The organism is Duganella sp. sic0402 (genome assembly GCF_019219065.1).
Taxonomy (GTDB): Bacteria; Pseudomonadota; Gammaproteobacteria; order Burkholderiales; family Burkholderiaceae_D; genus Rugamonas.
Map to the genome: position 1 here is coordinate 192,346 of NZ_JAHUWK010000005.1, position 24,414 is coordinate 216,759.

Sequence of the window (24,414 nt, forward strand, 5' to 3'; positions counted from 1 at the left end):
GATACGATTTTCGACAGGATAAAGTCTAAGTGAACCAGGCATACCGCAGCTATGAATAAACCGCCTTCAGGCATGCAGATATCGGATAGCTGAAAGCTATCGGCCAGCTATCCGATATTGATATGGATCACTACGAATTAATCATATTTCCAGTCTAGCGACCGGCTTTAGACTGAGTGCTGTTCCCCGAACTCCACCCTGACCTATGAAAATCACTAAACTGACGACCTACCGTGTTCCACCGCGCTGGATGCTGCTGAAAATCGAAACCGATGAAGGCGTCGTCGGCTGGGGCGAACCGGTCATCGAAGGCCGCGCCCGCACCGTGGAGACTGCGGTCCAGGAGATGGAGCCGTATCTGATCGGCCAGGACCCGTCGCGCATCAACGACCTGTGGCAAACCATGTACCGCGCCGGCTTCTATCGCGGCGGCGCCATCCTGATGAGCGCCATCGCCGGCATCGACCAGGCGCTGTGGGATATCAAGGGCAAGGTGCTGGGCAAGCCGGTGTACGAACTGCTCGGCGGCCTGGTGCGCGATCGCATGAAAATGTACAGCTGGGTTGGCGGCGACCGTCCGTCCGACATCATCGAACAGATCCGCACGCTGCAAAAAGGCGGCTTCAACACCTTCAAGATGAACGGCACCGAGGAACTGGGCATGCTGGACACTTCGGCCAAGGTGGATGAAGCGGTGGCCCGCGTGGCCGAGATCCGCGCCGCCTTCGGCACCACCATTGAATTCGGCCTGGACTTCCACGGCCGCGTGGCCGCGCCGATGGCCAAGACGCTGCTGCGCGAGCTGGAACAATTCCGCCCGCTGTTCGTTGAAGAGCCGGTGCTGGCCGAGCAGGCCGAATACTACCCGCGCCTGGCCGAGATGACCGCGATTCCGCTGGCGGCCGGTGAGCGCATGTACTCGCGCTTCGAATTCAAGAACGTATTCGCAGCCGGTGGGCTGTCCATCGTGCAGCCGGACCTGTCGCACGCCGGCGGCATCACTGAATGCCTGAAGATCGCCTCGATGGCCGAAGCCTACGACATCACGCTGGCGCCGCACTGCCCACTGGGCCCGGTCGCGCTGGCCGCCTGCCTGCAAGTGGACTTCGTGTCGTACAACGCCGTGCTGCAAGAGCAGAGCATGGGCATCCACTACAACAAGGGCGGCGAGCTGCTGGACTACGTCATCAACAAGGAAGACTTCAAGATCATCGACGGCTACTGCAAGCCGCTGCCGAAGCCAGGCCTGGGCGTGGAAGTGGACGAGGCACGCGTCATCGAAGCGAGCAAGAACGCCCCTGACTGGCGCAATCCGGTATGGCGCCACGAAGATGGCAGCGTCGCCGAATGGTAAGCCGGTCGTTCCTGTCTGCGCGCCGCCATACCTGTGCGGCGCTGATCGCCGGCGTGCTGGCGGCGCAAGCCGCCCATGCCACCACCCTCTCCATTGACGCCAGTGCCGCCACGCCAGCCCCGCTGGCGGCCGCACTGCGCCTCGGCAGCGCCACCGCCCCTAACGGCGACACGCTGGGCGCCAACGCGCGCTACCTGACACGCAACGGTGCACCATGGCTGCCGATCATGGGCGAATTCCATTACAGCCGCACGCCCGCCTCGCAATGGGAAGCGGAGCTGCGCAAGATGAAAGCAGCCGGCATCGACATCGTCGCCAGCTACGTGATGTGGAATCACCACGAAGAAATCGAAGGCAAATTCGACTGGTCCGGCAACCGTGACCTGCGCCGCTTCATTCAGCTGGCCACCAAGGCCGGGCTGGATGTGGTGGTGCGCGTCGGCCCGTGGGTGCACGCCGAAGTCCGCTACGGCGGCATTCCCGACTGGGTGGTCAACACCATGCCATCGCGCGGCAACGACCCGCAATACATGGCTTTCGTCGATCGCCTGTACCAGCAGATCGGTCAGCAGCTCAAAGGCCAGCTGTGGAAAGACGGCGGCCGCGTGATCGGCATCCAGCTGGAAAACGAATACAACATCGATGGTCCCGGCAAGGGTGCAGCCCACATCAGCGCGCTGAAAAAGCTGGCGCTGAAAGCGGGCATGGATGTGCCCTACTACACCGTCACCGGCTGGGACGGTACCATCTACCCGACCGGCGAAGTGACGCCGGTCTTCGGTGGCTATCCCGACGAACCTTGGGGCGTCAGCACCAAGGAGCTGCCGCCGAAAGAGACTTACGCCTTCCGCTTCGACACGCGCGTCAGCGGCGACCTGGGCGCGCAGACCGCCGCCCATGCGCCTGGCACGGCCGAGACGGACAAGGAAGTCACGCCCTTCCTCGGCGCCGAATACGGCGGTGGTCTGCCGTTCATGTATCGCCGCCGCACCGTGGTGTCGGCCGACGATATCGCCTCCATGCTGCCGGTGCAGCTGGGCTCCGGCGTCAACCTGATGGGTTACTACATGTTCCATGGCGGCCGCAATCCGCTGAGCATCGGCGGCACCGGCATGGAAGAAAGCACGCTCAGTGGCGGCTACAACGACACCACCATGATCAGCTACGACTTCCAGGCGCCGCTCGGCCCGGACGGCCAGCAGCGCAAGGTGCTGGAGAAGCTGCGCCCCTTCCACCTGTTCACGCAGGCCTTCGGCACCAAGCTGGCGCCGATGACCGTGCGCAAGCCGGATGTGTCGCCAGCCAAGCCGGATGACCTGCACACCGCGCGCTTCGCGGTGCGCAGCGAAGGCGATCGCGGCTTCCTGTTCGTGAACAACCATGTGCGCCAGTATCCGATGGCGGCGCAGAAGGCAACGCAGTTTGCCGTCAAGCTGCCGGGGCAAAGCATCACGCTGCCGAGCAAGCCGGTGGACATCGCCGACGGCGCCTACTTCATCTGGCCGCTGAATCTGGACCTGGACGGCACCAATCTGCACTACGCCACCGCGCAGCCGGTCACGCTGCTGGATCAAGGCAAGGCAGGCGTGGTAGCGGTGTTTGCCGCCAGCGCTGGCGTGCCGGTCGAGCTGTCGTTCGACGCCGCGGCGAAAATCTCCGCCCCTGGCGCGCAAATCGCAACGGCTGGCGGCCATACGCTGGTGACTGGTGTGCAGCCGGGTGCAGGTGCGGCGGTAACCGTGCAGCGCGACGGCAAGCGCCCGCTGACCATCGTGGTGCTGACGCCTGAGCAATCGCAGCAACTGAGCGTGGTGCAGCTGGCTGGCCAGAAGCGCCTGCTGCTTAGCGCCGACCAGGCTTACGCCGACGGCAACGCGCTGCAAATGCGTTCGGTTGGCGACAGCAAGTTCCGCTTCGCCGTCTATCCGGCGCTGGCCAACGCCCCGAAAGCCACCAGCACCGGCGCAGCGTGGAGTGCTCCCGCAGCCAAGGCATCGGCAGCCGCAGCGCGCGCCGCAGCAAGCGCGCCGTCCAACGCCGGCGCCTACGCGGCAGGCGATGCACAAGCCGCTACCGTCGCCGTGCAGGCTGCGGGTAACGATGGTATCTTCCAGGTCTTTGAAGCGACGCTGCCTGCGCGCGAGGTGAAAGCCACGCTCACGCAAACGCGCGCCGCCACCGAGGCTGCGCCGATCGCCATCGGCGGCAACGCCAGATCGGCTATCCAGCCACTGCCGGAAAACTTCAAGGCTGCGGGCGCATGGCAGATCAATGTCCCGCGCGAGCAGTTGAAAGGGCTGGATGACGCGCTGCTGCAAATCGACTTTATCGGCGACATCGGCCGCCTGTATTCCGGCACCCGCATGCTCGACGACTGGTATTACAGCGGCTATCAATGGCAGTTTGGCCTGAAACAGCAGGCCGCGCTACTCGACCAGCCGCTGACCGTATCCGTGCTGCCGCTCCGCGCCGATGCGCCTATCTACCTGCCCAAAGAGGCACGCCCCGATTTCGGCGGCGCGAAGCAGATCGCAACCGTGCGCGGCGTGACGGTGATTCCAGTGTATCAATTACGTATCAACCCATAATAACGATATAAATCGAATGGAGACACGGTATGAAACGTACTTTGTTGGCAGCTGCGGTGCTCTGCGCCGCAGTTTGGGCACATGCCGCTGAACCGGTAAAAATCGGCTTCCTCGTCAAGCAGGCGGAGGAGCCGTGGTTCCAGGATGAATGGCGCTATGCTGAAGTCGCCGCGAAGGAGAAAGGCTTCACGCTGGTGAAGATCGGCATCCCGAACGGCGAAAAAACCATGGCCGCCATCGACAACCTGGCGGCACAGAAGGCGCAAGGCTTTGTCATTTGCGCACCCGACGTCAAGCTGGGCAAGGCGATTGAACGCGCCGCCAAGCGCAACAACCTCAAAGTTGTTTCTGTCGACGACCGCCTGGTGGACGGTAGCGGCAAGCCGATTGAATCGATCCCGCACATGGGCATCTCCGGCTACCAGATCGGCAAACAGGTCGGCGAGGGCCTCATCGCTGAAATCAAGGCACGCAAATGGAATATGGCGGAAGTCGGCGCGATCCGCGTCGCCTACGACCAGCTACCGACTGGCAAGGAGCGCACCACCGGCGCGGTCGATGCGCTGAAAGCCGCCGGCTTCCCGGCCGCCAACATCATCGATGCGCCACAAGCCAAGACCGACACCGAAAACGCCTTCAACGCCGCCAACATCGCACTGACCAAGAACGCCAAGTTCAAATACTGGGTGGCCGTGGGCTTGAACGATGAAGCGGTGCTGGGCGCGGTACGCGCTGCGGAAGGCCGCGGCATCAAGGCCGATAGCATGATCGGCATCGGCATCGGCGGCGCCAAGGCGGCCGAGAACGAATTGAACAAGCCACAGCCGACCGGCTTCTTTGGCTCGGTCATGATCAGCGCCAGGGAACACGGTTATCAGACTTCGATCAACCTGGTCAACTGGATTAGCGGCAAAGGTGCGCCACCGGCTGAAATTCTCACGAAAGGTATGTTGATGACGCGCGCCAATCAGGCGCAGGTCCGCAAAGCGATGGGCCAGTAACCATGGCCGCATATCTGGAATTCGACCAGGTCTGCAAATTCTTCCCCGGCGTGAAGGCGCTGAACGGCGTGAGCTTCTCGGCTCACGCCGGCCAGGTGCATGGCTTGCTGGGCGAGAATGGCGCGGGCAAGTCGACGCTGTTGAAAATCCTCGGCGGGCAGTACAAGCCGGACGGCGGGCGTTTGCTTGTCGATGGCGTGGAGCGCCATTTCACCAGCGCCAAGGACGCCATCCGCGCCGGTGTCGCCATCATTCACCAGGAGCTGCAATACGTTCCCGAACTGACGGTGGCGGAGAATGTGCTGCTGGGCCGCATGCCCACGCGCTTTGGCCTGCTGGATAAAAAACGCGCGCACCGCATGGTGGCCGAGAAGCTGGCAGCCATCGGCGTTGATCTGTCGCCGTCCGCGCGCCTGGCCGACCTGTCGATCGCGCAGCGGCAGATGGTGGAAATCTGCAAAGCCATCATGCAGGACGCGCAGGTGATCGCTTTCGATGAACCTACCTCCTCGCTGTCGCATCGTGAGACCGAAATCCTGTTCCGCCTCGTCAAAGAGCTGCGTGCCGACGGCCGCACGCTGATCTATATTTCGCACCGGCTGGAAGAACTGTATGAGCTATGCGATGCCTGCACCATTTTCCGAGATGGCCGCAAGATCGTCACCCACGACGTGATGGCCGATGTGCCGCGCGACCGTCTGATCAGCGACATGGTTGGCCGCGAGCTGAGCGACATCTATGATTATCGCGAGCGCCCGCGTGGCGAAGCGCGTCTGCAGGTACAAGGGCTGGATGGCAAGCACGTCAAGTGCCCACAGAGTTTTGCAGTGCACGGCGGCGAAGTGCTGGGCTTCTTCGGCCTGGTCGGCGCCGGCCGCAGCGAGTTGATGCGATTGCTGTACAACGCCGATGCGCGCAACGGCGGCATGGTGCTGCTGGATGGCGTGCCTGTCGCCAGCGGCGGCCCGGCCGACGCCATCGCCGCCGGCATCGTGCTGTGCCCGGAGGATCGCAAGGAGCAAGGCATTCTCGCCACAGCGTCGGTGGCGGAGAACATCAATATCAGCGTGCGCCGCAATGATCTGCGTGGCGGCGTATTCCTGCGCCACAAGCAGGAAGCCGCGCTGGCGGATGAATTCATTGCCCGGCTGCGCATCAAGACACCGAATCGCCAGCAGGAGATACGTTTGCTCTCCGGTGGCAACCAGCAGAAGGTGATCCTGGCGCGCTGGCTTGCCGAGCCGGGACTGAAAGTGCTGATCCTCGATGAACCGACGCGCGGCATTGACGTCGGCGCCAAGAACGATATCTACCGGATTATTCACGAAGTGGCGGAGCGTGGCTGCTGCGTCATCGTGGTGTCCAGCGAGCTGCCGGAAGTGCTGGGCATTTCCGACCGCGTGATCGTCATGCGCGAAGGCGCCATCTGCGGCGAACTGCCGCGCGCACAAGCCAACGAAACCGAAGTCCTGCGGCTCGCCCTGCCCGATGGCGCGACGCCAGCCGCACAACCTACACGGAGCATCGCATGAGCGTCACCCAACTGAATTCCACCGCTGCGGCTTCGCCGCTGATCTCCCGCCAGTGGCTGTCCGACTACAGCATGCCGCTGGCGTATCTGGTGCTGTTCGCCATCCTGTCCGCCACGGTGGAAAACTTCTTCTCCGTGACCAATGTGGTCGGTCTGATGCTGTCGGTCGCGCAGATCGGCATGGTCGCCTGCACCATGATGTTCTGCCTGGCCTCGCGCGATTTCGACCTGTCGGTCGGCTCCACCATCGCCTTCTCCGGCGTGCTGGGCGCCATCGTGCTGGAGCAAAGCGGCAGCGTCATGATCGCCGTTGCGGCGGGCCTTGGCGCAGGTGCATTGATCGGCGCCCTCAACGGCGTGCTGATCGCCTACCTGCGCGTCAACGCGCTGATCGCCACGCTGGCCACCATGCTGATGGTGCGCGGGCTGGCCTTCATCGTCTCGAAAGGCCAGGCAGTCGGCATCAACGACGACAGCTTCATCGACTTCGGCGATACCCGCATCTTCGGCATGCCGCTGCCGGTGCTGGTGGCCGGCGCCTGCTTCATCGTGTTCGGCATCCTGCTCAATCAGACCGTCTTCGGCCGCAACACGCTGGCTATTGGCGGCAATCCGGAAGCCGCCCGCCTCGCCGGCGTGCGCGTCGAACGCCTGCGTGTCTGGATCTTCCTGCTGCAAGGTGTGGTCACCGCGATGGCAGGCCTGATCCTCGCGTCGCGCATCACCAGCGGCCAGCCGAATGCAGCGCAAGGCTTTGAGCTGGACGTGATCTCCGCCTGCGTGCTGGGCGGCGTCTCGCTGCAAGGCGGCAAGGCGCGCATCTTCGGCGTGCTGATCGGCGTGCTGATCATGGGCACGGTGGAAAACGTCATGAACCTGCTCGACGTAGACGCTTTCTACCAATACCTGATGCGCGGCCTGATCCTCTTGGTGGCGGTGCTGCTCGACCAGCTCAAGACGCGCGGCGAACGCCGCTAAGCTCCCCGTCACGCGCCAGCTCGGCGATGCCCCACACGCGGCCGGCGATATAGCTTGCACCGTCGCGTGTCTTCAGCAGATCCTCGAAGATCGCGCGCAAAGCGCGCCCCTCCGGCGTTGGCCGCATCACCGCCACCTGCGCGCGCGACCAGTCCAGCACGCGCGCGCCTACCGGATGCCGCTCGGCGTGATAGGTATCCAGCAGGCCTGCCGGCGCATCGCCACGGATGGTGGCCGCCAGCTTCCAGCCCAGGTTCGCCGCGTCGCCGATACCGAGATTGAGTCCCTGCCCGCCCAGCGGCGAATGGATATGCGCCGCATCGCCAGCCAGCAGCATGCGGCCATTGCGATAGCTGGTGGCCTGGCGCGCACGGTCGGTCCAGGTGCTGGCCACATGCAGCGCGCTGATCGTCACATCGGTGTGCGAAATGCGGCGCAGCACCGCTTGCGCATGCGCCAGCGTTACCGCTTCACCGGTTTGATGAAACGCGCCGCCATCGAAATCCTGCATCGCCAGATAGCCGGGCTGCGACTGGAAGTACATGCCGTTGGCGGTCACGTTGCGGCCAGGCGGGAGTTTGTCCGGATCGGCGAAGTCCGCCTTCAGCGTGTAGCCGGTGAACTCCGGCTCGGTGCCTTCAAACGTAAAGCCGCCCGCTTTGCGCACCACACTGCGCGCACCATCGCAGCCCACCAGCCAGCGGCCGGCAAACGCCTGACCGCCGGCAGTGACCGCCACGCCGTCCGCATCCTGCGTGGCGCCGCTGACGGCTACGCCGCGCTGTATCGCCACACCAAGTTCCAGTGCGCGGCGTGTCAGCACCGCTTCCAGCTCCGCCAGCTCGGATATCAGGCTGTGTGGCAAGCGCTGCGGCCATTGCGAGGTATCGATATCGCCATGCAAAAACGGGATGCCGGCAAAGTGCCCGGCCTGCGCGGAAGCGACGTGGCCGAAAGGATTCTTGACGCGCTTGGGCACCTCCAGTTGATCAAGCAAGCCGCGCCGGTCCAGCGCTGCGATGGTCGGCGCCGACAAGCCGCGTATGCCAAACGGCATCTGCTTCAGAGGCGACTGTGCGTCCTCCGCCTTCTCCAGCACCAGCACCGTGCAGTTGGCAAGCGCCAGCTCGCAAGCGAGAAACAAGCCGACCGGGCCGGCGCCTGAAATAATCACATCGTAAGTAGTATTCATGCCGCCAGTCTAGCGATGGCACCCTGCTCCCGGCTTGTATAAATGCGACAAACTAGCGACGCCGTTTTTGCGCGGCGAACGCCGACGGCGTCATGCCGCTATAGCGTTTGAACTCGCGGCTCAGGTGCGACTGATCGGTGTAGCCCAGTTCCTGCGCCAGCGCGGCCAGGCTGGCCTCCGGCTCGGTCCACAGACGATTGCGCGCCTGCTCAAAGCGCATCAGGCCGGAGACATCTTTCACCGTGTGTCCCGACGACTGCTTGAACTTGCGCTCCAGCGTGCGCACGGTCGCATGCGCGGCAGCGGCAACCGCGCTGACCGGCATCGCGCCGCTGGCTTCCAGCATCGCTACGCCAGCCTTGGTCAGTGTGCTATCCAAAGCCTTCGGTCGCGCACGCACAAAATACTGCGCCAGCAGCCCGGCCGCATCCTCGATACGGCCAGCCTCAACACAGGCCTGCAGGCGCTCCTGCAACTGCGCCACCGGATGCTCCAATACCCTCAAGCCATCCTTGCCGGCCGGCAGACCCAGCAAGTCAAACACCGTCCACGGGTAGCAGCGCACGCCGATCACGTCCAGACGGCCGTCCGTACTCAGCACCACCGGCTGGTTCAGCAAGCCCATCAGGAACGGCGACGGCAGCGGCTTGCCATCCAGACAACAACTGCCGAAGTAGAAAACAATCTCCGCATAACCGTCCGGAACGATCTCAAAACGCGGGCCATGGAATTCCCGGCGCGTGTGCCAGAAGCAGCGGATCGCGTCGCGCAAGGCGTCTGGCGCCTCAAATTCCTGGTGAAGATCATGCGCTGTAGTCATATCCTTACTATTTTCGCGTCTTTTTGATGTTACTCAAGCTTGTGTGCCTTGAAATGCCCCAAGGTCGTCCCTATAATTAGCACTCGATACGGTGGAGTGCTAACAGTCCACCGATTAAATTTCCGCCGTAGCAATCTGATTGAAACGGCAACAAACTGTACCATTGTTAAAAATTAAGGAGTTTTGAATGAACCTTCGCCCTTTGAACGATCGCGTTATCGTCAAACGCCTCGACCAGGAAACCAAAACTGCGTCCGGCCTGATCATCCCTGATGCGGCCGCTGAAAAACCAGATCAAGGCGAAGTCCTGGCTGTTGGCAATGGCAAGATCCTGGAAGACGGCAAAGTACGTCCTCTGGATGTCAAAGTAGGCGACCGCGTCCTGTTCGGCAAGTATGCCGGCCAAACCGTCAAGATCGACGGCCAGGAACTGATGGTCATGCGCGAAGAAGACATCATGGCGATCGTCACCAAGTAATTCTTGGTCCACCGATCCCACTTAACACCTCAAGGAGTAATAAACATGGCAGCTAAAGAAGTTATCTTCGGCGACGCAGCGCGCGCCAAAATGGTTGAAGGCGTCAACATCCTGGCCAACGCCGTTAAAGTCACCCTGGGCCCGAAAGGCCGCAACGTTGTGCTGGAGCGTTCGTTCGGCGCCCCTACCGTCACCAAAGACGGCGTATCCGTTGCTAAAGAAGTCGAACTGAAAGACAAGCTGCAAAACATGGGCGCGCAAATGGTCAAGGAAGTTGCTTCCCGCACCAGCGACAACGCCGGCGACGGCACCACCACCGCGACCGTGCTGGCACAAGCCATCGTCCGCGAAGGCATGAAGTTCGTTGCCGCCGGCATGAACCCAATGGACCTGAAGCGCGGCATCGACAAAGCTGTGACGGCTACCGTCGAAGAGCTGAAAAAAATCGCCAAGCCAACCACCACCACCAAAGAAATCGCCCAAGTTGGCGCGATCTCGGCGAACTCGGATTCGTCGATCGGCGAGCGCATCGCTGAAGCGATGGAAAAAGTCGGCAAAGAAGGCGTGATCACCGTGGAAGACGGCAAATCGCTGAACGACGAGCTGGACATCGTTGAAGGTATGCAGTTCGACCGCGGCTACCTGTCGCCATACTTCATCAACAACCAGGAAAAACAAGTTGCCGCACTGGACAGCCCATTCGTCCTGCTGTGCGACAAGAAAATCTCCAACATCCGTGACCTGCTGCCAGTACTGGAACAGATCGCCAAGTCGGGCCGTCCACTGCTGATCATCGCTGAAGACATCGAAGGCGAAGCACTGGCAACCCTGGTGGTCAACAACATCCGCGGCATCCTGAAAACCGTTGCTGTTAAGGCGCCAGGCTTCGGCGACCGCCGTAAAGCCATGCTGGAAGACATCGCCATCCTGACCGGCGGTCAAGTGGTTGCGGAAGAAGTCGGCCTGACCCTGGAAAAAATCACCCTGGAAGAGCTGGGCCAGGCCAAGCGTATCGAAGTCGGCAAAGAAAACACCATCGTGATCGACGGTGCCGGCCAGGCCGCCAACATCGAAGCCCGCGTCAAGCAAATCCGCGTGCAGATCGAAGAAGCGACCTCGGATTACGACCGTGAAAAACTGCAAGAGCGCGTGGCCAAACTGGCTGGCGGTGTTGCCGTGATCAAAGTCGGTGCGGCGACCGAAGTTGAAATGAAAGAGAAAAAAGCACGCGTTGAAGATGCACTGCACGCTACCCGTGCTGCTGTGGAAGAAGGCATCGTGCCAGGCGGCGGCGTTGCTCTGCTGCGCGCTCGCGCTCAAGTACAAGGCCTGAAAGGCGACAACGCCGACCAGGACGCAGGTATCAAGATCGTTCTGCGCGCCATGGAAGAGCCACTGCGCATGATCGTGCAAAACGCTGGCGAAGAATCGTCGGTGGTGGTTGCAGCGGTGCTGGCTGGTTCGGGTAACTACGGTTACAACGCGGCCAACGGCACCTACGGCGACATGGTCGAAATGGGCGTTCTGGACCCAGCTAAAGTCACCCGTTCGGCGCTGCAAAACGCAGCCTCGATCGCTGGCCTGATGCTGACCACCGACTGCATGGTGGCGGAAGTCGCCGAAGACAAACCAGCCGGCGGCATGGGCGGTATGGGCGGCATGGGCGGCATGGGTGGCATGGACGGCATGATGTAATCATGCTGGCCGGCTGACTTAGCCTGCTTCTAAAAGCCCACGCGGACTTCGGTCCTGCGTGGGCTTTTTTCTTGTCTGTTACACTGGTCGATATGAAATTACCTGCCCTTCTTCTCGCTCTTGCTTCCGTCCCTGCCATGGCACAGGACCTGCCTCCCGTCCTCCATCCCGACAGCCTGCCGCTGATCACCGCCGCGCCCGGCGTCACTTTGCGTGAACTGAGCGGCCGTACCGCGCCGGCCGGCGCCCGCAGCGACAAGGTCAGCGTTGCGCTGTTCCGCCTCGAACCGGGCAAGGCCAGCGCCTGGAGCCACAACAAGCTGGGCGAGGAATCCTTCTTCGTGCTGAGCGGCGAAGGCGAAGTCTGGACCGATGGCAAGGTGCAGCCGGTGCAGCCTGGTTCCTACATCGTCATCCAGCCCAGCACGGTGCGCTCGATCCGCGCCAGCAAAGGCGTGCCGCTGACGTTCTACGCCATCACCTCGCCAGCCTGGAGCAGCGACGATGACGTGCTGACCACCGCTCCCGCAGGCGCCCCCCAATAATGGCGCCACCGCCGTCAGCCGTGCCGGCCGCTGACGATGCGGCGCCATCCAGCCGGCGCCGCGCGCTGTTCGCCGCCTGCAGCGCGCATGCGGTACATGACGGCCTCACCGATCTGATCTACGTCCTGCTGCCGATCTGGCAGGCCCAGTTCGCCATCAGCTACGCGATGATCGGGCTGCTGCGCGCCGCGTATTCCGGCGTGATGGCGAGCTTTCAGCTGCTGGCCAGCCGCCTGGCGCGGCGCTGGGGACGCGAACGCATGCTGATCGGCGGCACCGCGCTGGCCGGGGTGGCGTATCTGATCGCCGGCCTGGCTGGCGGTCTGCCGGTGCTGCTGTTCGCGCTGATGCTGGGCGGACTGGGCGCCAGCACGCAGCATCCGCTGGCGTCGTCGCTGGTAACCGATGCCTATGAGGCCGGTGGCGGTGTCAAGGAAGCGCTATCGCAGTACAACTTTGCCGGCGACATCGGCAAGACGCTGGTTCCCGGCGCGGTGGGCCTATTGCTGGTGGTCGTCAGCTGGCAGACCAGTGTGATGCTGATCGGCGTGCTTGGCCTGGCGGCGGCCTTGCTGCTATGGTGGCTGCTGCCAGCGCGCGCGTCGGCGGGGCGTGAGAAGTCAGCGCGGGTGTCGAATGGCAAGGGTTCTGTCAGCGGCCTGCGCGCACTGCTGGCGACCGGTACGCTGGACAGCGCGGTGCGCATGGGCTTCCTGACCTTCCTGCCCTTCCTGCTGAAGAACAAGGGCGCCGGCACGGCTGGCATCGGCCTGGCCTTGTCGCTGCTGTTTGTGGGCGGTGCGTTTGGCAAGCTGTTCTGCGGCTACCTGGGTGCGCGCATCGGCATGATGAAGACGGTGTGGGCGACCGAGTCGCTGACCTCGCTGTGCGTGCTGCTGGCCGTGTGGCTGCCGCTGAGCGGCGTGATGATCATGCTGCCGCTGCTGGGACTGGCGTTGAACGGCACCTCATCGGTACTGTATGGCGTGGTGCCGGAACTCGCGCCGGCCGGCAAGCATGAGCAGGCGTTTGCCTGGTTCTATACCGGCACCATCGGTGCGGGCGCCTTGTCGCCGGTGCTGTTCGGGCGGCTCGGCGATGTGATGGGCGTTTCCGTGGCGCTGTGCGCACTGGCAGCACTTCTGCTGCTAACCCTGCCGCTATCATGGCGCGTGCAAAAGGCGCTTGCGCCTGGAACTTAAGCGTCGCGGAACTGCGCTTCGAGTTCTTCGCGGCGCGGGGTGTCGGCGAGGTGGAGGAGCAGCGTGTCCTTGAGGTCGGCGGCGTGCGAAGCGCGGTGTCGGGCGAACCAGAAAACTTCTTCCAGGTCGTCTTCCTCGTGCGCAGTGACCTGCACGCGCCGCTCTTCGGGCACATCTTCGTAGTTGACGGCTTCCAGCGCAGCGTCTTCGATCGCCTCGCGCCACTGCTCGCTGTCCTTGCCCCAGCTTAGCGCGTACAGGCAGCCGGACGCGATCAGCCAGCGGCTGACGTCCCACATCATGCTCTCGTCCACCTCGGCATCGGCGACAAGAACGGTTTTGAACTGGCGCAGGCCTTCCAGTGCGGGAAGGTCTGCGTCCGGGCTGAGGTGAAGATATTTAGGAGCTGGGCTTTGCATGGCGTAACGCGATTGCTAAAGCCCGCATTTTAGCCGAAGCGGGCCGCTGGCACGCCGGGAACATCGACGCGCACCGCGAACACCGCGCCGGTCAGCGGATGCGCGGCCAGTTGCTCCGGCGTGTTGTCTTCGCTGGCGGTGGTGATGTAGAGCGTTTTCAGGTCAGCGCCGCCGAAGGTGCAGGAGGCGGGATTGCGCACTGGGACAGCAATCGTATCCAGCAGTTCGCCCGCTGGAGAATAGCGGCAGACGCGGCTGCCGCCCCATTGCGCGATCCAGACACAGCCTTCGCTATCCACCGTCATGCCGTCCGGCGAACCTTCGCCTTCGCCAAACTGGCGCCACACGCGCGGCTCGCCCAGCGCGCCGTCGGCCGACAGCGGATAGGCGTAGGTGCGGCCTTCAAAGCTGTCGGTGTGGTACATGGTGGCGCCGTCCAGGCTGAAGGTCGGGCCGTTGCAGATGTGGTAGCCCGCATCGGCCACATGCAGCATCAGATCCTGCTCCAGGCGGAACAGCTTGCCGACCGCCTGCGCATAATCGGTGTTGTGCATCGAACCGGCCCAGATGCGGCCGGTGCTGTCGACCTTGGCGTCATTCATGCGCAGGCCGCTGCCTTCGGCGAACGGACGGTGCAGATATTCGATGCGCAGCTCAGGCTCCAGCCACACGCGGGCAATGCCGTCGCGCAGGCCGGCCATGAAACCATCGCCGTCGCGGCGCGCGATCAGCCAGCAGATAAAGTCGGGGAAGGCCCAGCTATGGCGCTCGCCGCTGTCGGCCTGCACCGCGTGCAGCGTCTTGTTCTTCAGGTCGACAAAATACAGGCGGTTCTGTTCGGCCACCCACAGCGGGCCTTCGCCCAGTTGCGCGCCCGCTTGCCACAGGCATTGCACATCATGCTTGCTCATCAGTTCGATTCCGTAGTTAGACAGCCGCCATCATACGGCCAAAGCGCGCCAGGTACTGACGAAGGATTCAGCGCGCTCCTTCAGCTGCTCCAGCGTCACGCCCGGCGTGTACAGCGCGCCGCCGATGCCGAAGCCGGTCGCACCCGCCTTGACCCAGTCCGCCATCGTCTCAGGCGAGACGCCGCCCACTGGCCAGACCGGCGTACCGGCCGGCAGCACACTCTTCAGCGCCTTGATGCCGCCGTGGCCGACCGACTCGGCCGGGAAAATCTTCAGCGCGTGCGCGCCCGCGTCCAGCGCGGCAAACGCTTCGCTGGGCGTGGCCACGCCCGGCGCGCAATACATGCCCAGGTCGGCGGCACGGCGGATCACGGCCGGCACGCAGTTCGGCGACACCAGCAGTCGGCCGCCGGCTTCAAACACCGCGTCGACGTGGCCGACGTTCAGCATGGTGCCGCCGCCGACCAGCGTCTCCGGCAGGTTCAGCGCAACGATGGAGGCGATCGCTTCCAGCGCGCCTGGACGGTTCAGCGGCACTTCCAGCGCACGGAAGCCGGCGTTGTACAGCACCTTGGCGACATCGACCGCCTCGTCAGGATTCAGGCCGCGCAGGATGGCGACCAGCGGCGTGGTCGGATGGGATAAAGTGGTCATGATTAAGCCTTGAGGAATTGGGAAACGGCGGTGCAATACACCTGATGCGGGTCGAGCACCGTGCACTTCAAGCCGACATGCCGGGCGGCGACGCCATAGCGCGCAGCCAGCGCCGGCGAACCGATGACAGCGATGCCCTGCCCTTCGGCCGCGCGTGCGGCGGCGGCAAATTCAGCGCCGATCAGCAGGCCGCTGATGGTGGCTGCCGCCTGCGCGGCCGGGGCCGAGCGCGATACCACGCCGGCGCGCACGCGGAACAGCGAATTCGATAGCGGCTCATTGCGCGCCGCCTGGTTGAGGCCGAGGGTAAAGCCTTCGGCGTCGGCACTGTCGCCTTCCATCATCGCGGCCAGCGTGCCGCCCTTGGACAGCATGGCGTACAGCTCACCGGTCATATAGGTGGCAAAGGACTGGATCACGCCGTCGCGCAGCAATACCCACTTGCTGTGGGTGCCGGGCAGCACGATCCAGCCGTCGCGATGGCCGAGCGCGACGGCGCCCAGCAGCTGGGTTTCCTCGCCGCGCATCACGTCGGCAGAAGCGCCGTTGCGGTAGACATAGCCTGGCACGATGTGCGCGCGGCCAGCCCAGGCCGGATCAGTCACTGCCGCCAGATGCTGCGGCAACTGCTCCAGCGGCACCGAAGCGTCGAGGTAATTGACTTCCTGCCAGCCGGAAGCGCTGCCGACCATGCCGGACATAATCACCGGCACGTCGGCAGGCAATGGCATCGCCTCCAGCACGCCGGCCAGCGACGCGCCAAACTTGTCGCGCCCGCCCACCGCCAGCATGCCCTGACTGTCTTCATGTTCGGCCAGACAGGCGCCGGATTGATCTATCAGATAGGCGCGCCGGTTGCTCGTGCCCCAGTCTATCCCCAAAATTTGCTTGCTCACAGGCGTGTCCTTTACTCATGCTGCATCGATGGTACGAAAAAGCGCCCTCAACAGCCAATAAATTATCTCTCGTGACAGATACCAAAATAGTATAGGATAGCCACGTTTTCCTGCCAAAAGAACAAGGCAAAGCGCGTAAAAAAGCGGCAAAAGTTGCCCCTGTCATGCCTTTAGTTTAGTATGGCCGACAATAAAATAGTCTCAGCTATCCACTCATGGAATTAAGCAAGCAGTCCTCCCGCAAACTGGTCGTCGCCGGCGTGGCCACGACAGTCATCGCGCTGGGTTTGGCAGCCTGGTTCAGCCGCTCCCCATCCGTCGAAACACAGGTCACGGTCAAGGCGCAGCTCACACCGCCAGCCAGCGCCAGCAGCGCCGCGTCGGTCAAAAAACCCGCCCCGGCCGCCGCACCGCATCGTCCGGCCGAAATCAAGGACCCGGTGCCGCCGGGTGAGCCGCCTGCCATCCGCACCAAGGATCAGGGCGCGGCTGCGCTGATGGCGCTGCCCGAGCTGCAAGCCTGGTCGGCCGCGATTGAAAAGAACTCGGGCGGCAAGGCGCATGGCGGCTTGCTCGAATACGATCCAGCACCGCGCAAGCTGAACGGCAAGAGCTACTGGCAGTTCAGCTTTGTGGAAAACAGCGCCGAAGCGGCGCAGCGCTGGGAAAGCTTCCTGGTCTCGTCCAGCGACGATGAAATCCTGGTCGAAGACGCCACCAGCGAAGAAGCCATCAGTCTCGGCCGCTGGCGCCGCGAGAAGCATCCCGGCAAGCGCACCGCCGTCGACAACTAAGCCGCCTTTATCGCCGGCGCCGCTGCTGTCGGGGCGCCGCGCACCTGCCCTACCCACAACACCGTCAACACGGCCAGCCCGGCCGCGATCCAGCCGTTCAAGCCGTAACCGGCGATGTGGCCGGACGCCTGCGTATGCAGCGTCAGCCCGCCCAGCAGCGCGCCAACACCGGTGCCGACCTGCTGGATGGCCGCATTGGCGCTGAGGAAAGCACCGCGCCGGCCCGGCTCCGGCACCGTGGTCATCAGCGCCTGCATCGGAATATTGCGGCCCGACGCCAGCACCATGAAGAACGGGAAGAACAGCATCACGCCGGCCAGCGGCATCACCGGCATATGGGTGATGAACAGCACCGGCAGAATAAACAGCAACGAAACAATGCGGTACACCTTCTGCGCACCGACGCGGTCCGACCATTTGCCTATCATGCGCGCGGTGAAGAAGGTCGCCACGCCGCCAGCCAGGTAGACATAGGTGATCTCGGCCGGCTGCAAGCCGACGTTACTCACCAGCACCGGCGAAATAAACGGTATCACCAGCATGCCAGTCATCATATTCACCACCGACAGCAGGAAGGCTTTCAGGTGCATCGGCTGCTTGTACAGCGCGATCAGGCCGGGTAGCGCCTGCGATAGCGGCGTGCGGTTCGGCAGGTGACTGTCCAGCGCCGGCAGCACGCGCGCGGCCAGCAGCAGAATCGGCAGCGAGCACAGCACCAGAATATAGAACGGCGACGCCCAGCCGAAGTGCGCGGCCAGCATTACACCGGTCGGCACGCCGGCCACTGAAGCCATGCTGAACGAGGTCATCACAATACCGGTGGCAGCACCGCGCCGGTTGGCGGGGATCAGGTCGCCGATGATGGCCATGACAATCGCGCCAAGAATGCCGCCGGTCAGTCCGGCAAAGGCGCGCGACAGCACCAGCACATGGAAGTTCGGCGCGGCGGCGCAGGCCAGGTTGGACAGCGTGAACAGCGCAAACACCGTCAGCAGCAGCTTGCGGCGGTCGAAGCGGTCGATATACATGGCGGCGGCCAGGCCGGAAATGCCGGCGCACCAGGCATAGGCCGACACCGCGCCCGACACCGCTGCCGGCTCGATCGCGAAGGCGCGCATCAGCTGCGGCGCCAGCGGCATCATCACCATGAAATCCATGATGACGGTGAACTGCGTCAACGCCAGCAGCCACAGCACCATGCGCTCGCGCGCCGGCGTCAGCGGAAGCGGGGAACTCATAATGCGTTGATGTCCTCGACCGCCTTGCGCAGGATGGCGCGGATCTGCTCGATGCGTTCCGGGCTATGATTACTGGCGCGGGCTTGCTCGATGGCGGCGTGCTTCAGGTCATGCATGGCGCTGCGCAAGCCTTCGCGGTGCTCGTCCGGATCAGCCAGTCGGGCCAGGATGGCGTCGACGAACTGGCGGTTTTCGGCCAGGAAAGCCTCCCCTTCCGGGGTAATGGTGTGCAGCTTCTTGTTGCCATCCGGCGAAGCAACTACGTGGCCCATATCCAGCAGCATGGACAGCAACGGATAAATGGCGCCCGGACTTGGCGTGTAGCCGCCGCCGGAACGCTGCTCCAGCTCCTTGATGATCTCGTAGCCATGGCGCGGTTTTTCAGCGATCAGTTGCAGCACGACATAGCGCATGGCGCCGGCGTCAAACATTTTCGGGCCGCGACCGCGTGGGCCGTGGCCGCCTGGGTGGTGGTGATGGCCATGCGGGCCTTGTGGGTGATGATGGTGGTGATGATGGTTACGATGAAACATTTCAAACCCCTTAAGATATAACTTATTGCGATATATCTTAACTCATTGCGAAAGAAATTCAAGTAGCGATTTGTAACGGCGAAAAAAAAGCAGGCCATCATGGCCTGCTTTTTTATTGGGCGGTGGCGTGCTTAGCCGTCGAGGTGGGAAATGAGGAGGCGGCGGTTGTCCGCTTCCCCATTGCTGCTCTTGTGTTCGACTATCAGGCGGGCATTCTGCGCGTCCAGCGAGATGCCGACTGACAGGATGTCGATCAACAGCAGTTGCAGGATGCGCGAGATCATCGACAGGAAGGTGGTGCTGTCTTCCGTATGGTCCACCGCCAGGCAGACGCTGGCTTTCTTGGCCAGCGGCGAATTGCTGGCGGTGATGGCGATAACGTCGGCGCCGGCCGAACGCGCCGCGTCCACCGCCGCCAGCAGGTCCGGCAGCTTGCCGGAATTCGAAATCGCAATCACCACGTCGCCCGGTTTCAGCAATTCGGCCGCCAGCGTCAGCAGGTGCGAGTCGCCATACGCCGAAGTCGGAATCCGGAAGCGGAAGAATTTATGCTGGCCGTCCAGCGCCACCACCCGCGAATTGCCCATGGCGTAGAACTCGACCCGCTTGGCCTTGGCGACCAGCGCGATCGCCTTGTCCAGCGAACGCACGTCCAGCTGGTCGCGGAATTTCAGAATCGCCGAAACGGTGTTGTCGATCACCTTGGCGCTCAGGTCGTGCGTGCTGTCGCTGACGCGCACCTGGCTGTGCCGCACCGGTATCGCACCGGTCAGGCTGCTGGCGAACTTCAGCTTGAAATCGGCCAGACCGAGGAAACCCAGTGAGCGGCAGAAGCGGATCACGGTCGGCTGGCTGACTTCAGCCAGCCGCGCGATATCGGCAATCGGTTCGTTCAGCACCAGGCGCGGCTGCTCCAGCACCAGCTGTGCGACGCGCTGCTCGGCCGGCGTCAGCTCGTGCTGCAGATGCTGGACGCGTTCCATCAGCGTGTTGGCGCCGCTGCGTCCGCGCAGGTGTTCGGACAGAATCGTTGCGACGCCATAAAACGCCGGGTTCGGCGTGGTGATGACGTAGGTTGGAATCTCGGCCAGGTAGCTGGTGAAACGCCCCTTGGCTTCAAAGCGCGCGCGGAACGGCGAGCTGGCGAACCACTCACCCAGGCGCGGCACGATGCCGCCGCCGATGAACATGCCGCCGAACGCACCCAGTGTCACGGCCAGGTTGGCGGTGGCGCCGCCCAGCATGGCGCAGAAGCATTCCAGCACTTCCAGGCACAGCGGGTCTTTGTCGGTCAGCGCGCCGGAGATGATTTCCTGCGAGGTCAGGTCGCGCACCTGGCGGCCGTTGCGCTTGGCGATGGCGCGGTAGATGATTTCCATGCCGGGACCGGAGATCAGGCGCTCGGTCGAGACGTGCGACCAGGTCTGCCATGCATATTGCAGGATCGCATACTCGCGCTCGTCGGCTGGCGCGAAGTTGGTGTGGCCGCCTTCCGAACCCAGCGTGACGAAGCCGTCAACGGTCGGGATCACGCCCGATACGCCCAGGCCGGTGCCCGGGCCCAGCACGCCGATCACTGAGTTCGAGGCGGGCTTGCCGCCGCCCACTTGCATCAGATCGGCCGGTTTCAAACCCGGCAGCGACATCGCCAGCGCGGTGAAGTCGTTCACCACCAGCAGCGTGTGCAAGCCGAGCGCGCGGCGTACTTCGTCGGTGGAGAATTCCCAGTCGCGGTTGGTCATGCGGATGTAGTCGCCGCTGACCGGGTTGGCCACGGCCAGCGCCGCGTGGTTCAGGTTGACGCCGGCATGGTCCGATAAATAGGAGCGCAGCATGGCGACGATGTCGGGATAGTCGTCGCACTTGAGCACGCGCACGGCGCGGAATTCGCCGGGGGCGGTCTGCAGGGCAAAGCGGGCGTGGGTGGCGCCGATGTCCGCCAGCAGGCGCGGGCCGTCGGCAAAGGCGGTACGGTTCAGTTTTTGATCCACTTCAGCTTGTTTCATCATAGATTCAGTCAAAACAGTTGGCGGAAGCATACCCGAAATACTTAATGCAAAGAAGGAAACGATGCATATCGTTTCCTTTTCCTACGGCGTTTTTACGCCGCGTAGCCGAACCAGGCGCCATACGCCGGCAATTGTACTTTGCCGTCAGCCGCCGTGCCCGGCAGGCCGTGGCCTTGCAGCGCTTCGGCGCCGGCGCTGGCCGGCAAGTCCACCGTCTGCGCTTCGCCGCTCAGGTTGAACACAGCGAGGATGCTGCGCTCGCCTGCCAGATCGCGGCGCAATGCCAGCACCTGGTCTTGCGTATCGAAGAAGGCAATCTCGCCACGCAGCAGCTGCGGATGCTTGCGGCGCCATGCGGTGAAGGCACGCGTGAACGCCAGCGACGACTCAGCATCGGCCTCCTGCACCGAAGCCGCTTTCGCCAGGTGATCCGGCGACACCGGCAGCCATGGTGTGCCAGTGGTGAAGCCGCCGTTGACCTCATTGCTCCACGCGATCGGCGTACGGCAGCCGTCGCGGCCCTTGAACTCCGGCCAGAAGGTGATGCCATATGGGTCTTGCAGCAGCTCAAACGGCACGTCCGCTTCGGCAAACGCCAGCTCATCGCCTTGATACAGGCACGGCGTGCCTTTCAGCGACAGCTGCATCGCCAGCGCCAGCTTGGCAAACGCCTGCGGCGCCGATGGACCGCCCCAGCGCGACGCCACACGCGGCACGTCGTGATTGCCGACCGACCACGAGGCCCAGCCGCCCTTCACGCGCTGCTCGAACTGCTCCACCTGCTCGCGGATGTAATGCGACGACAGCAGGTTGACCAGCAGGTTGAAGCTATACGCCATGTGCAGCTTGTCGCCGCCCTCGGTGTACTCGGCCATGGTGGCCAGCGAATCATCCGAACCCACTTCGCCGATCGACACCGCCTTGTATTCATCCAGCAGCGCGCGCAGCTTTTTCAGGAATGGCACGTTCTCCGGCTGGGTCTTGTCGAAATCATGCGCCTGCATGCCATACGGGTTGACGTCGGTGACCGTGATCGAATCGCGGTTGGTGGCCGGCGGATTGTCGCGCAGCTGACGGTCGTGGAAGTGGTAGTTGCACGCGTCCAGGCGGATGCCGTCCACGCCGCGCTCCAGCCAGAAACGCAGCGCGTCCAGGTGCGCCTGCTGCACGTCCGGGTTGTGGAAGTTCAGCTGCGGCTGGCTGGTCAGGAAATTGTGCATATAGTACTGGCGGCGGCGGGTATCCCACTGCCACGCCGAGCCGCCGAATACCGACAGCCAGTTGTTCGGCGGATTGCCGTCCGCTTTCGGATCGGCCCAGACGTACCAGTCTGCCTTCGGATTATCGCGGCTGGCACGGCTTTCCTTGAACCAGGCGTGATCTTCGGCCGTGTGCGCCATCACCTGGTCGATCATGATTTTCAGGCCCAGGCCGTGCGCCTTGGCGATCAGCGTATCGAAGTCGGCCAGCGTGCCAAAGAGCGGATCGACATCGCAGTAATCGGCGATGTCGTAGCCGAAGTCTTTCATCGGCGATTTGAAGAAAGGCGAAATCCAGACGATGTCCACGCCCAGCGATGCGATATAGTCCAGCTTTGCCGTAATCCCCGGCAAGTCCCCCACGCCATCGCCATTGCTATCCATATAACTACGCGGGTAAACCTGGTAGATGATCGCGTCGCGATACCAGTCTGGGGAATGCGGGGAGACTTGAGTAAGTTGCTGAGTCATAAGAGAATCCGGGGTTGGCTGTCTGATGTATTTGATTTTGTAGAGAATATACATGACGAAAACAGATTTTTCAATCAGCACCCGGCTAGACGATTACCACGAATAATCGTTATAAAACAAATGCTTAGGAATTTTCATCGAAATTCCCAAGATAAAAATAGTAGTCAAACTACACAAACACAGGAGTAAACACAGTGAGCACAGTGAGCAATAACGGCAACGGGCCCATGCCCCGTCAAATCCCCTACATCATTGCCAACGAAGGCTGCGAACGTTTCAGCTTTTATGGCATGCGCAACATCCTGACGCCTTTCTTGCTCAGCACGCTGCTTTTGTTTATCCCGATCGGCGACCGCACCGGCGAAGCCAAGCACATCTTCCACACCTTTGTGATCGGCGTGTATTTCTTCCCGCTGCTGGGCGGCTGGATTGCCGACCGCTTCTGGGGCAAGTACAAGACGGTATTCTGGTTCAGCCTGATTTACGTGGCGGGCCACGCCTGCCTGGCCATCTTTGAACACAATCTGGAAGGCTTCTATCTCGGCCTGGCGCTGATCGCATTCGGCTCGGGCGGCATCAAGCCGCTGGTGGTGGCCTTTGTCGGCGACCAGTTCGACCAGACCAACAAGAACCGCGCCAAGCTGGTGTTCGACGCGTTCTACTGGATCATCAATTTCGGCTCCTTCTTTGCCTCGCTGCTGATGCCGGTGCTGCTGCGCGACTACGGTCCGAGCGTGGCGTTTGGCATTCCCGGCCTGCTGATGGCGCTGGCCACTGTGGTGTTCTGGATGGGCCGCAAGAAATACGTGCACGTACCGCCTGCGGCGCCGAATCCGGATTCGTTCAGCAGCGTTGCCCGCACTGCCCTGCTGGCGCGCGCGCCTGGTCAATGGCGCCCTGGCTTGTTCGTGGCCGGCGTTGGCGCCGTGGCCGCGGTGATCTCGCTGTGCCTGACACCGTTCATCGGCTTCGTCATTGCCGCCTGCACGGCGCTGGTGCTGGTGCTGGCGTTTGGCGGCATCGGCGTCTCGATGCAACTGGAGCGCGCACGCGGCAAGCATACCGATGCGGCAGTGGAAGGTGTGCGCGCCGTGCTGCGCATTCTGATCGTGTTCGCGATGATCACGCCGTTCTGGTCGCTGTTCGACCAGAAAGCATCGACCTGGATCGTGCAGGCCAACTCGATGGACAGCCCGCTGCTGTCGATCTTCGGCTGGGAATTCAAACTGCTGCCGGCGCAGATGCAGGCGGTCAATCCAATCCTGGTGATGCTGCTGATCCCGCTGAACAACATCCTGCTGTTCCCGCTGATGCGCGCGATTGGCATCACGCCAACGCCGCTGCGCCGCATGGGCCTGGGCATTGCGCTGTCGGCGTCGTCATGGGTGGTGATCGGCATGATCCAGCTGTGGATGGATGGCGGCGACCACGTCTCCATCATGTGGCAGTTGCTGCCGTATGCGCTGCTGACGCTGGGTGAAGTGCTGGTGTCCGCCACCGGCCTGGAGTTCGCCTACAGCCAGGCGCCGGCGTCGATGAAAGGCATCATTTTGAGCTTCTGGTATCTGGCCGTCACGGTCGGCAACCTGTGGGTACTGATCGTCAACTCGGCGGTAAAGAACGATGTGGTCAGCGGCTGGATTGCCAACAGCGGCCTGAGTCCGATCGCCTTCCAGATGTTCTTCTTCGCCGCCTTCGCCGCCGTCGTCACCGCCATCTTCGCGCTGTATGCCACGCGCTACAAGATGGTGGACAACTATCGCAAGTCGGCCTAGCAAAGCGTTCGCGGCGGGCAAGGCAACTCTGACCCGCTGCAATCATCACCATCGATCGCCAGGAAGTATCA

The 24,414-nt window shown here is 62.9% G+C and carries 21 protein-coding genes; 11 read left to right on the forward strand and 10 right to left on the reverse strand.

Annotated elements, in window-relative coordinates:
- Positions 1 to 205 precede the first annotated feature (205 nt).
- From dgoD to araH, 5 genes are read left to right on the forward strand one after another with little or no spacing between them, the layout of a single operon-like run.
- The gene (gene dgoD, locus KW842_RS14855; protein ID WP_218304881.1) at positions 206 to 1,354 is read left to right on the forward strand and encodes a galactonate dehydratase; all 1,149 of its coding nucleotides are present in this window, start codon (positions 206 to 208) and stop codon (positions 1,352 to 1,354) included.
- A complete protein-coding gene (locus tag KW842_RS14860) occupies positions 1,348 to 3,942 on the forward strand; it encodes a beta-galactosidase (RefSeq protein WP_218304882.1) in 2,595 nt (864 codons plus the stop codon). The genes dgoD and KW842_RS14860 overlap by 7 nt, the downstream gene beginning before the upstream one ends.
- A gap of 29 nt (positions 3,943 to 3,971) precedes the next feature.
- Positions 3,972 to 4,943 (forward strand): arabinose ABC transporter substrate-binding protein, encoded by a 972-nt coding sequence (locus KW842_RS14865; protein WP_218304883.1) that lies wholly within the window; start codon positions 3,972 to 3,974, stop codon positions 4,941 to 4,943.
- 2 nt (positions 4,944 to 4,945) lie between these two features.
- Positions 4,946 to 6,475 carry an L-arabinose ABC transporter ATP-binding protein AraG gene (gene araG, locus KW842_RS14870; RefSeq protein ID WP_218304884.1) on the forward strand — a complete coding sequence of 510 codons (1,530 nt, stop codon included), beginning with the start codon at positions 4,946 to 4,948 and terminating at the stop codon, positions 6,473 to 6,475.
- On the forward strand, positions 6,472 to 7,452 hold the full coding sequence (gene araH, locus KW842_RS14875; protein ID WP_218304885.1) for an L-arabinose ABC transporter permease AraH: 981 nt from the start codon (positions 6,472 to 6,474) through the stop codon (positions 7,450 to 7,452). Before araG ends, araH begins: the two co-directional genes overlap by 4 nt.
- Here the strand turns inward: araH and KW842_RS14880 are convergent.
- Positions 7,427 to 8,644 carry an FAD-dependent monooxygenase gene (locus tag KW842_RS14880; RefSeq protein ID WP_218304886.1) on the reverse strand — a complete coding sequence of 406 codons (1,218 nt, stop codon included), beginning with the start codon at positions 8,642 to 8,644 and terminating at the stop codon, positions 7,427 to 7,429. The two genes, araH and KW842_RS14880, sit on opposite strands and share 26 nt — an antisense overlap.
- Before the next feature lie 52 nt (positions 8,645 to 8,696).
- Positions 8,697 to 9,464, reverse strand: a complete 768-nt coding sequence (locus KW842_RS14885; RefSeq protein ID WP_218304887.1) for a helix-turn-helix domain-containing protein — start codon at positions 9,462 to 9,464, stop codon at positions 8,697 to 8,699.
- A gap of 187 nt (positions 9,465 to 9,651) precedes the next feature.
- On the opposite strand from KW842_RS14885, the gene groES reads away from it, so the two are divergent.
- The 4 genes from groES (at position 9,652) to KW842_RS14905 (ending at position 13,384) form a co-directional block, all read left to right on the forward strand.
- On the forward strand, positions 9,652 to 9,942 hold the full coding sequence (gene groES / locus KW842_RS14890; protein ID WP_026637491.1) for a co-chaperone GroES: 291 nt from the start codon (positions 9,652 to 9,654) through the stop codon (positions 9,940 to 9,942).
- 45 nt (positions 9,943 to 9,987) lie between these two features.
- Complete coding sequence (groL, locus tag KW842_RS14895) at positions 9,988 to 11,637, forward strand: chaperonin GroEL (protein ID WP_218304888.1); 1,650 nt, start codon at positions 9,988 to 9,990, stop codon at positions 11,635 to 11,637.
- 137 nt (positions 11,638 to 11,774) lie between these two features.
- Positions 11,775 to 12,182: a cupin domain-containing protein gene (locus KW842_RS14900; protein ID WP_218304889.1), complete on the forward strand. Its 408-nt coding sequence runs from the start codon at positions 11,775 to 11,777 to the stop codon at positions 12,180 to 12,182.
- On the forward strand, positions 12,182 to 13,384 hold the full coding sequence (locus KW842_RS14905) for an MFS transporter (protein WP_218304890.1): 1,203 nt from the start codon (positions 12,182 to 12,184) through the stop codon (positions 13,382 to 13,384). The genes KW842_RS14900 and KW842_RS14905 overlap by 1 nt, the downstream gene beginning before the upstream one ends.
- Here KW842_RS14905 and KW842_RS14910 read toward each other — a convergent pair.
- The 4 genes from KW842_RS14910 to KW842_RS14925 are packed head-to-tail and all read right to left on the reverse strand — an operon-like array spanning position 13,381 to position 16,264.
- Entirely contained in the window at positions 13,381 to 13,803 is a 423-nt protein-coding gene (locus KW842_RS14910; protein WP_218304891.1) for a hypothetical protein, read from the reverse strand. The two genes, KW842_RS14905 and KW842_RS14910, sit on opposite strands and share 4 nt — an antisense overlap.
- 29 nt (positions 13,804 to 13,832) lie before the next feature.
- On the reverse strand, positions 13,833 to 14,714 hold the full coding sequence (locus KW842_RS14915) for an SMP-30/gluconolactonase/LRE family protein (protein ID WP_218304892.1): 882 nt from the start codon (positions 14,712 to 14,714) through the stop codon (positions 13,833 to 13,835).
- A gap of 30 nt (positions 14,715 to 14,744) precedes the next feature.
- Entirely contained in the window at positions 14,745 to 15,368 is a 624-nt protein-coding gene (locus KW842_RS14920; RefSeq protein WP_218304893.1) for a 2-dehydro-3-deoxy-6-phosphogalactonate aldolase, read from the reverse strand.
- A 2-nt stretch (positions 15,369 to 15,370) separates the two neighbouring features.
- Positions 15,371 to 16,264: a 2-dehydro-3-deoxygalactonokinase gene (locus KW842_RS14925; RefSeq protein ID WP_218304894.1), complete on the reverse strand. Its 894-nt coding sequence runs from the start codon at positions 16,262 to 16,264 to the stop codon at positions 15,371 to 15,373.
- 215 nt (positions 16,265 to 16,479) lie between these two features.
- Here KW842_RS14925 and KW842_RS27505 point away from each other — a divergent pair, with 215 nt between their 5' ends.
- A complete protein-coding gene (locus tag KW842_RS27505; protein ID WP_229223702.1) occupies positions 16,480 to 17,058 on the forward strand; it encodes a hypothetical protein in 579 nt (192 codons plus the stop codon).
- Here KW842_RS27505 and KW842_RS14935 read toward each other — a convergent pair.
- The 4 genes from KW842_RS14935 to KW842_RS14950 all read right to left on the reverse strand — a co-directional run bounded on the left by KW842_RS14935 (position 17,055) and on the right by KW842_RS14950 (position 22,568).
- A complete protein-coding gene (locus tag KW842_RS14935; protein ID WP_218304895.1) occupies positions 17,055 to 18,296 on the reverse strand; it encodes an MFS transporter in 1,242 nt (413 codons plus the stop codon). The two genes, KW842_RS27505 and KW842_RS14935, sit on opposite strands and share 4 nt — an antisense overlap.
- Positions 18,293 to 18,829: a PadR family transcriptional regulator gene (locus KW842_RS14940; protein ID WP_229223703.1), complete on the reverse strand. Its 537-nt coding sequence runs from the start codon at positions 18,827 to 18,829 to the stop codon at positions 18,293 to 18,295. Before KW842_RS14940 ends, KW842_RS14935 begins: the two co-directional genes overlap by 4 nt.
- Before the next feature lie 131 nt (positions 18,830 to 18,960).
- Positions 18,961 to 20,835 carry a glucokinase gene (locus KW842_RS14945; RefSeq protein ID WP_218305029.1) on the reverse strand — a complete coding sequence of 625 codons (1,875 nt, stop codon included), beginning with the start codon at positions 20,833 to 20,835 and terminating at the stop codon, positions 18,961 to 18,963.
- Positions 20,836 to 20,930: 95 nt separating this feature from the next.
- Positions 20,931 to 22,568 (reverse strand): alpha-glucosidase, encoded by a 1,638-nt coding sequence (locus KW842_RS14950; RefSeq protein WP_218304896.1) that lies wholly within the window; start codon positions 22,566 to 22,568, stop codon positions 20,931 to 20,933.
- Positions 22,569 to 22,795: 227 nt separating this feature from the next.
- Between KW842_RS14950 and KW842_RS14955 the strand changes: the two genes are divergently transcribed.
- Positions 22,796 to 24,343 carry an oligopeptide:H+ symporter gene (locus KW842_RS14955; RefSeq protein ID WP_218304897.1) on the forward strand — a complete coding sequence of 516 codons (1,548 nt, stop codon included), beginning with the start codon at positions 22,796 to 22,798 and terminating at the stop codon, positions 24,341 to 24,343.
- Positions 24,344 to 24,414: the final 71 nt, after the last annotated feature.

Excerpts from the sequence above, each read along its gene's own strand:
- KW842_RS14945 (WP_218305029.1), bottom strand. The coding sequence starts at position 20,835 with ATGAAACAAGCTGAAGTGGATCAAAAACTGAACCGTACCGCCTTTGCC.
- dgoD (WP_218304881.1), top strand. The coding sequence starts at position 206 with ATGAAAATCACTAAACTGACGACCTACCGTGTTCCACCGCGCTGGATG.
- KW842_RS27505 (WP_229223702.1), top strand. The coding sequence starts at position 16,480 with ATGGAATTAAGCAAGCAGTCCTCCCGCAAACTGGTCGTCGCCGGCGTG.
- KW842_RS14900 (WP_218304889.1), top strand. The coding sequence starts at position 11,775 with ATGGCACAGGACCTGCCTCCCGTCCTCCATCCCGACAGCCTGCCGCTG.
- KW842_RS14865 (WP_218304883.1), top strand. The coding sequence starts at position 3,972 with ATGAAACGTACTTTGTTGGCAGCTGCGGTGCTCTGCGCCGCAGTTTGG.
- KW842_RS14885 (WP_218304887.1), bottom strand. The coding sequence starts at position 9,464 with ATGACTACAGCGCATGATCTTCACCAGGAATTTGAGGCGCCAGACGCC.
- KW842_RS14915 (WP_218304892.1), bottom strand. The coding sequence starts at position 14,714 with ATGAGCAAGCATGATGTGCAATGCCTGTGGCAAGCGGGCGCGCAACTG.
- araH (WP_218304885.1), top strand. The coding sequence starts at position 6,472 with ATGAGCGTCACCCAACTGAATTCCACCGCTGCGGCTTCGCCGCTGATC.
- KW842_RS14905 (WP_218304890.1), top strand. The coding sequence starts at position 12,182 with ATGGCGCCACCGCCGTCAGCCGTGCCGGCCGCTGACGATGCGGCGCCA.
- KW842_RS14880 (WP_218304886.1), bottom strand. The coding sequence starts at position 8,644 with ATGAATACTACTTACGATGTGATTATTTCAGGCGCCGGCCCGGTCGGC.
- KW842_RS14860 (WP_218304882.1), top strand. The coding sequence starts at position 1,348 with ATGGTAAGCCGGTCGTTCCTGTCTGCGCGCCGCCATACCTGTGCGGCG.
- KW842_RS14955 (WP_218304897.1), top strand. The coding sequence starts at position 22,796 with ATGCCCCGTCAAATCCCCTACATCATTGCCAACGAAGGCTGCGAACGT.
- KW842_RS14920 (WP_218304893.1), bottom strand. The coding sequence starts at position 15,368 with ATGACCACTTTATCCCATCCGACCACGCCGCTGGTCGCCATCCTGCGC.
- groES (WP_026637491.1), top strand. The coding sequence starts at position 9,652 with ATGAACCTTCGCCCTTTGAACGATCGCGTTATCGTCAAACGCCTCGAC.
- groL (WP_218304888.1), top strand. The coding sequence starts at position 9,988 with ATGGCAGCTAAAGAAGTTATCTTCGGCGACGCAGCGCGCGCCAAAATG.
- KW842_RS14950 (WP_218304896.1), bottom strand. The coding sequence starts at position 22,568 with ATGACTCAGCAACTTACTCAAGTCTCCCCGCATTCCCCAGACTGGTAT.
- KW842_RS14935 (WP_218304895.1), bottom strand. The coding sequence starts at position 18,296 with ATGAGTTCCCCGCTTCCGCTGACGCCGGCGCGCGAGCGCATGGTGCTG.
- araG (WP_218304884.1), top strand. The coding sequence starts at position 4,946 with ATGGCCGCATATCTGGAATTCGACCAGGTCTGCAAATTCTTCCCCGGC.
- KW842_RS14910 (WP_218304891.1), bottom strand. The coding sequence starts at position 13,803 with ATGCAAAGCCCAGCTCCTAAATATCTTCACCTCAGCCCGGACGCAGAC.
- KW842_RS14940 (WP_229223703.1), bottom strand. The coding sequence starts at position 18,829 with ATGTTTCATCGTAACCATCATCACCACCATCATCACCCACAAGGCCCG.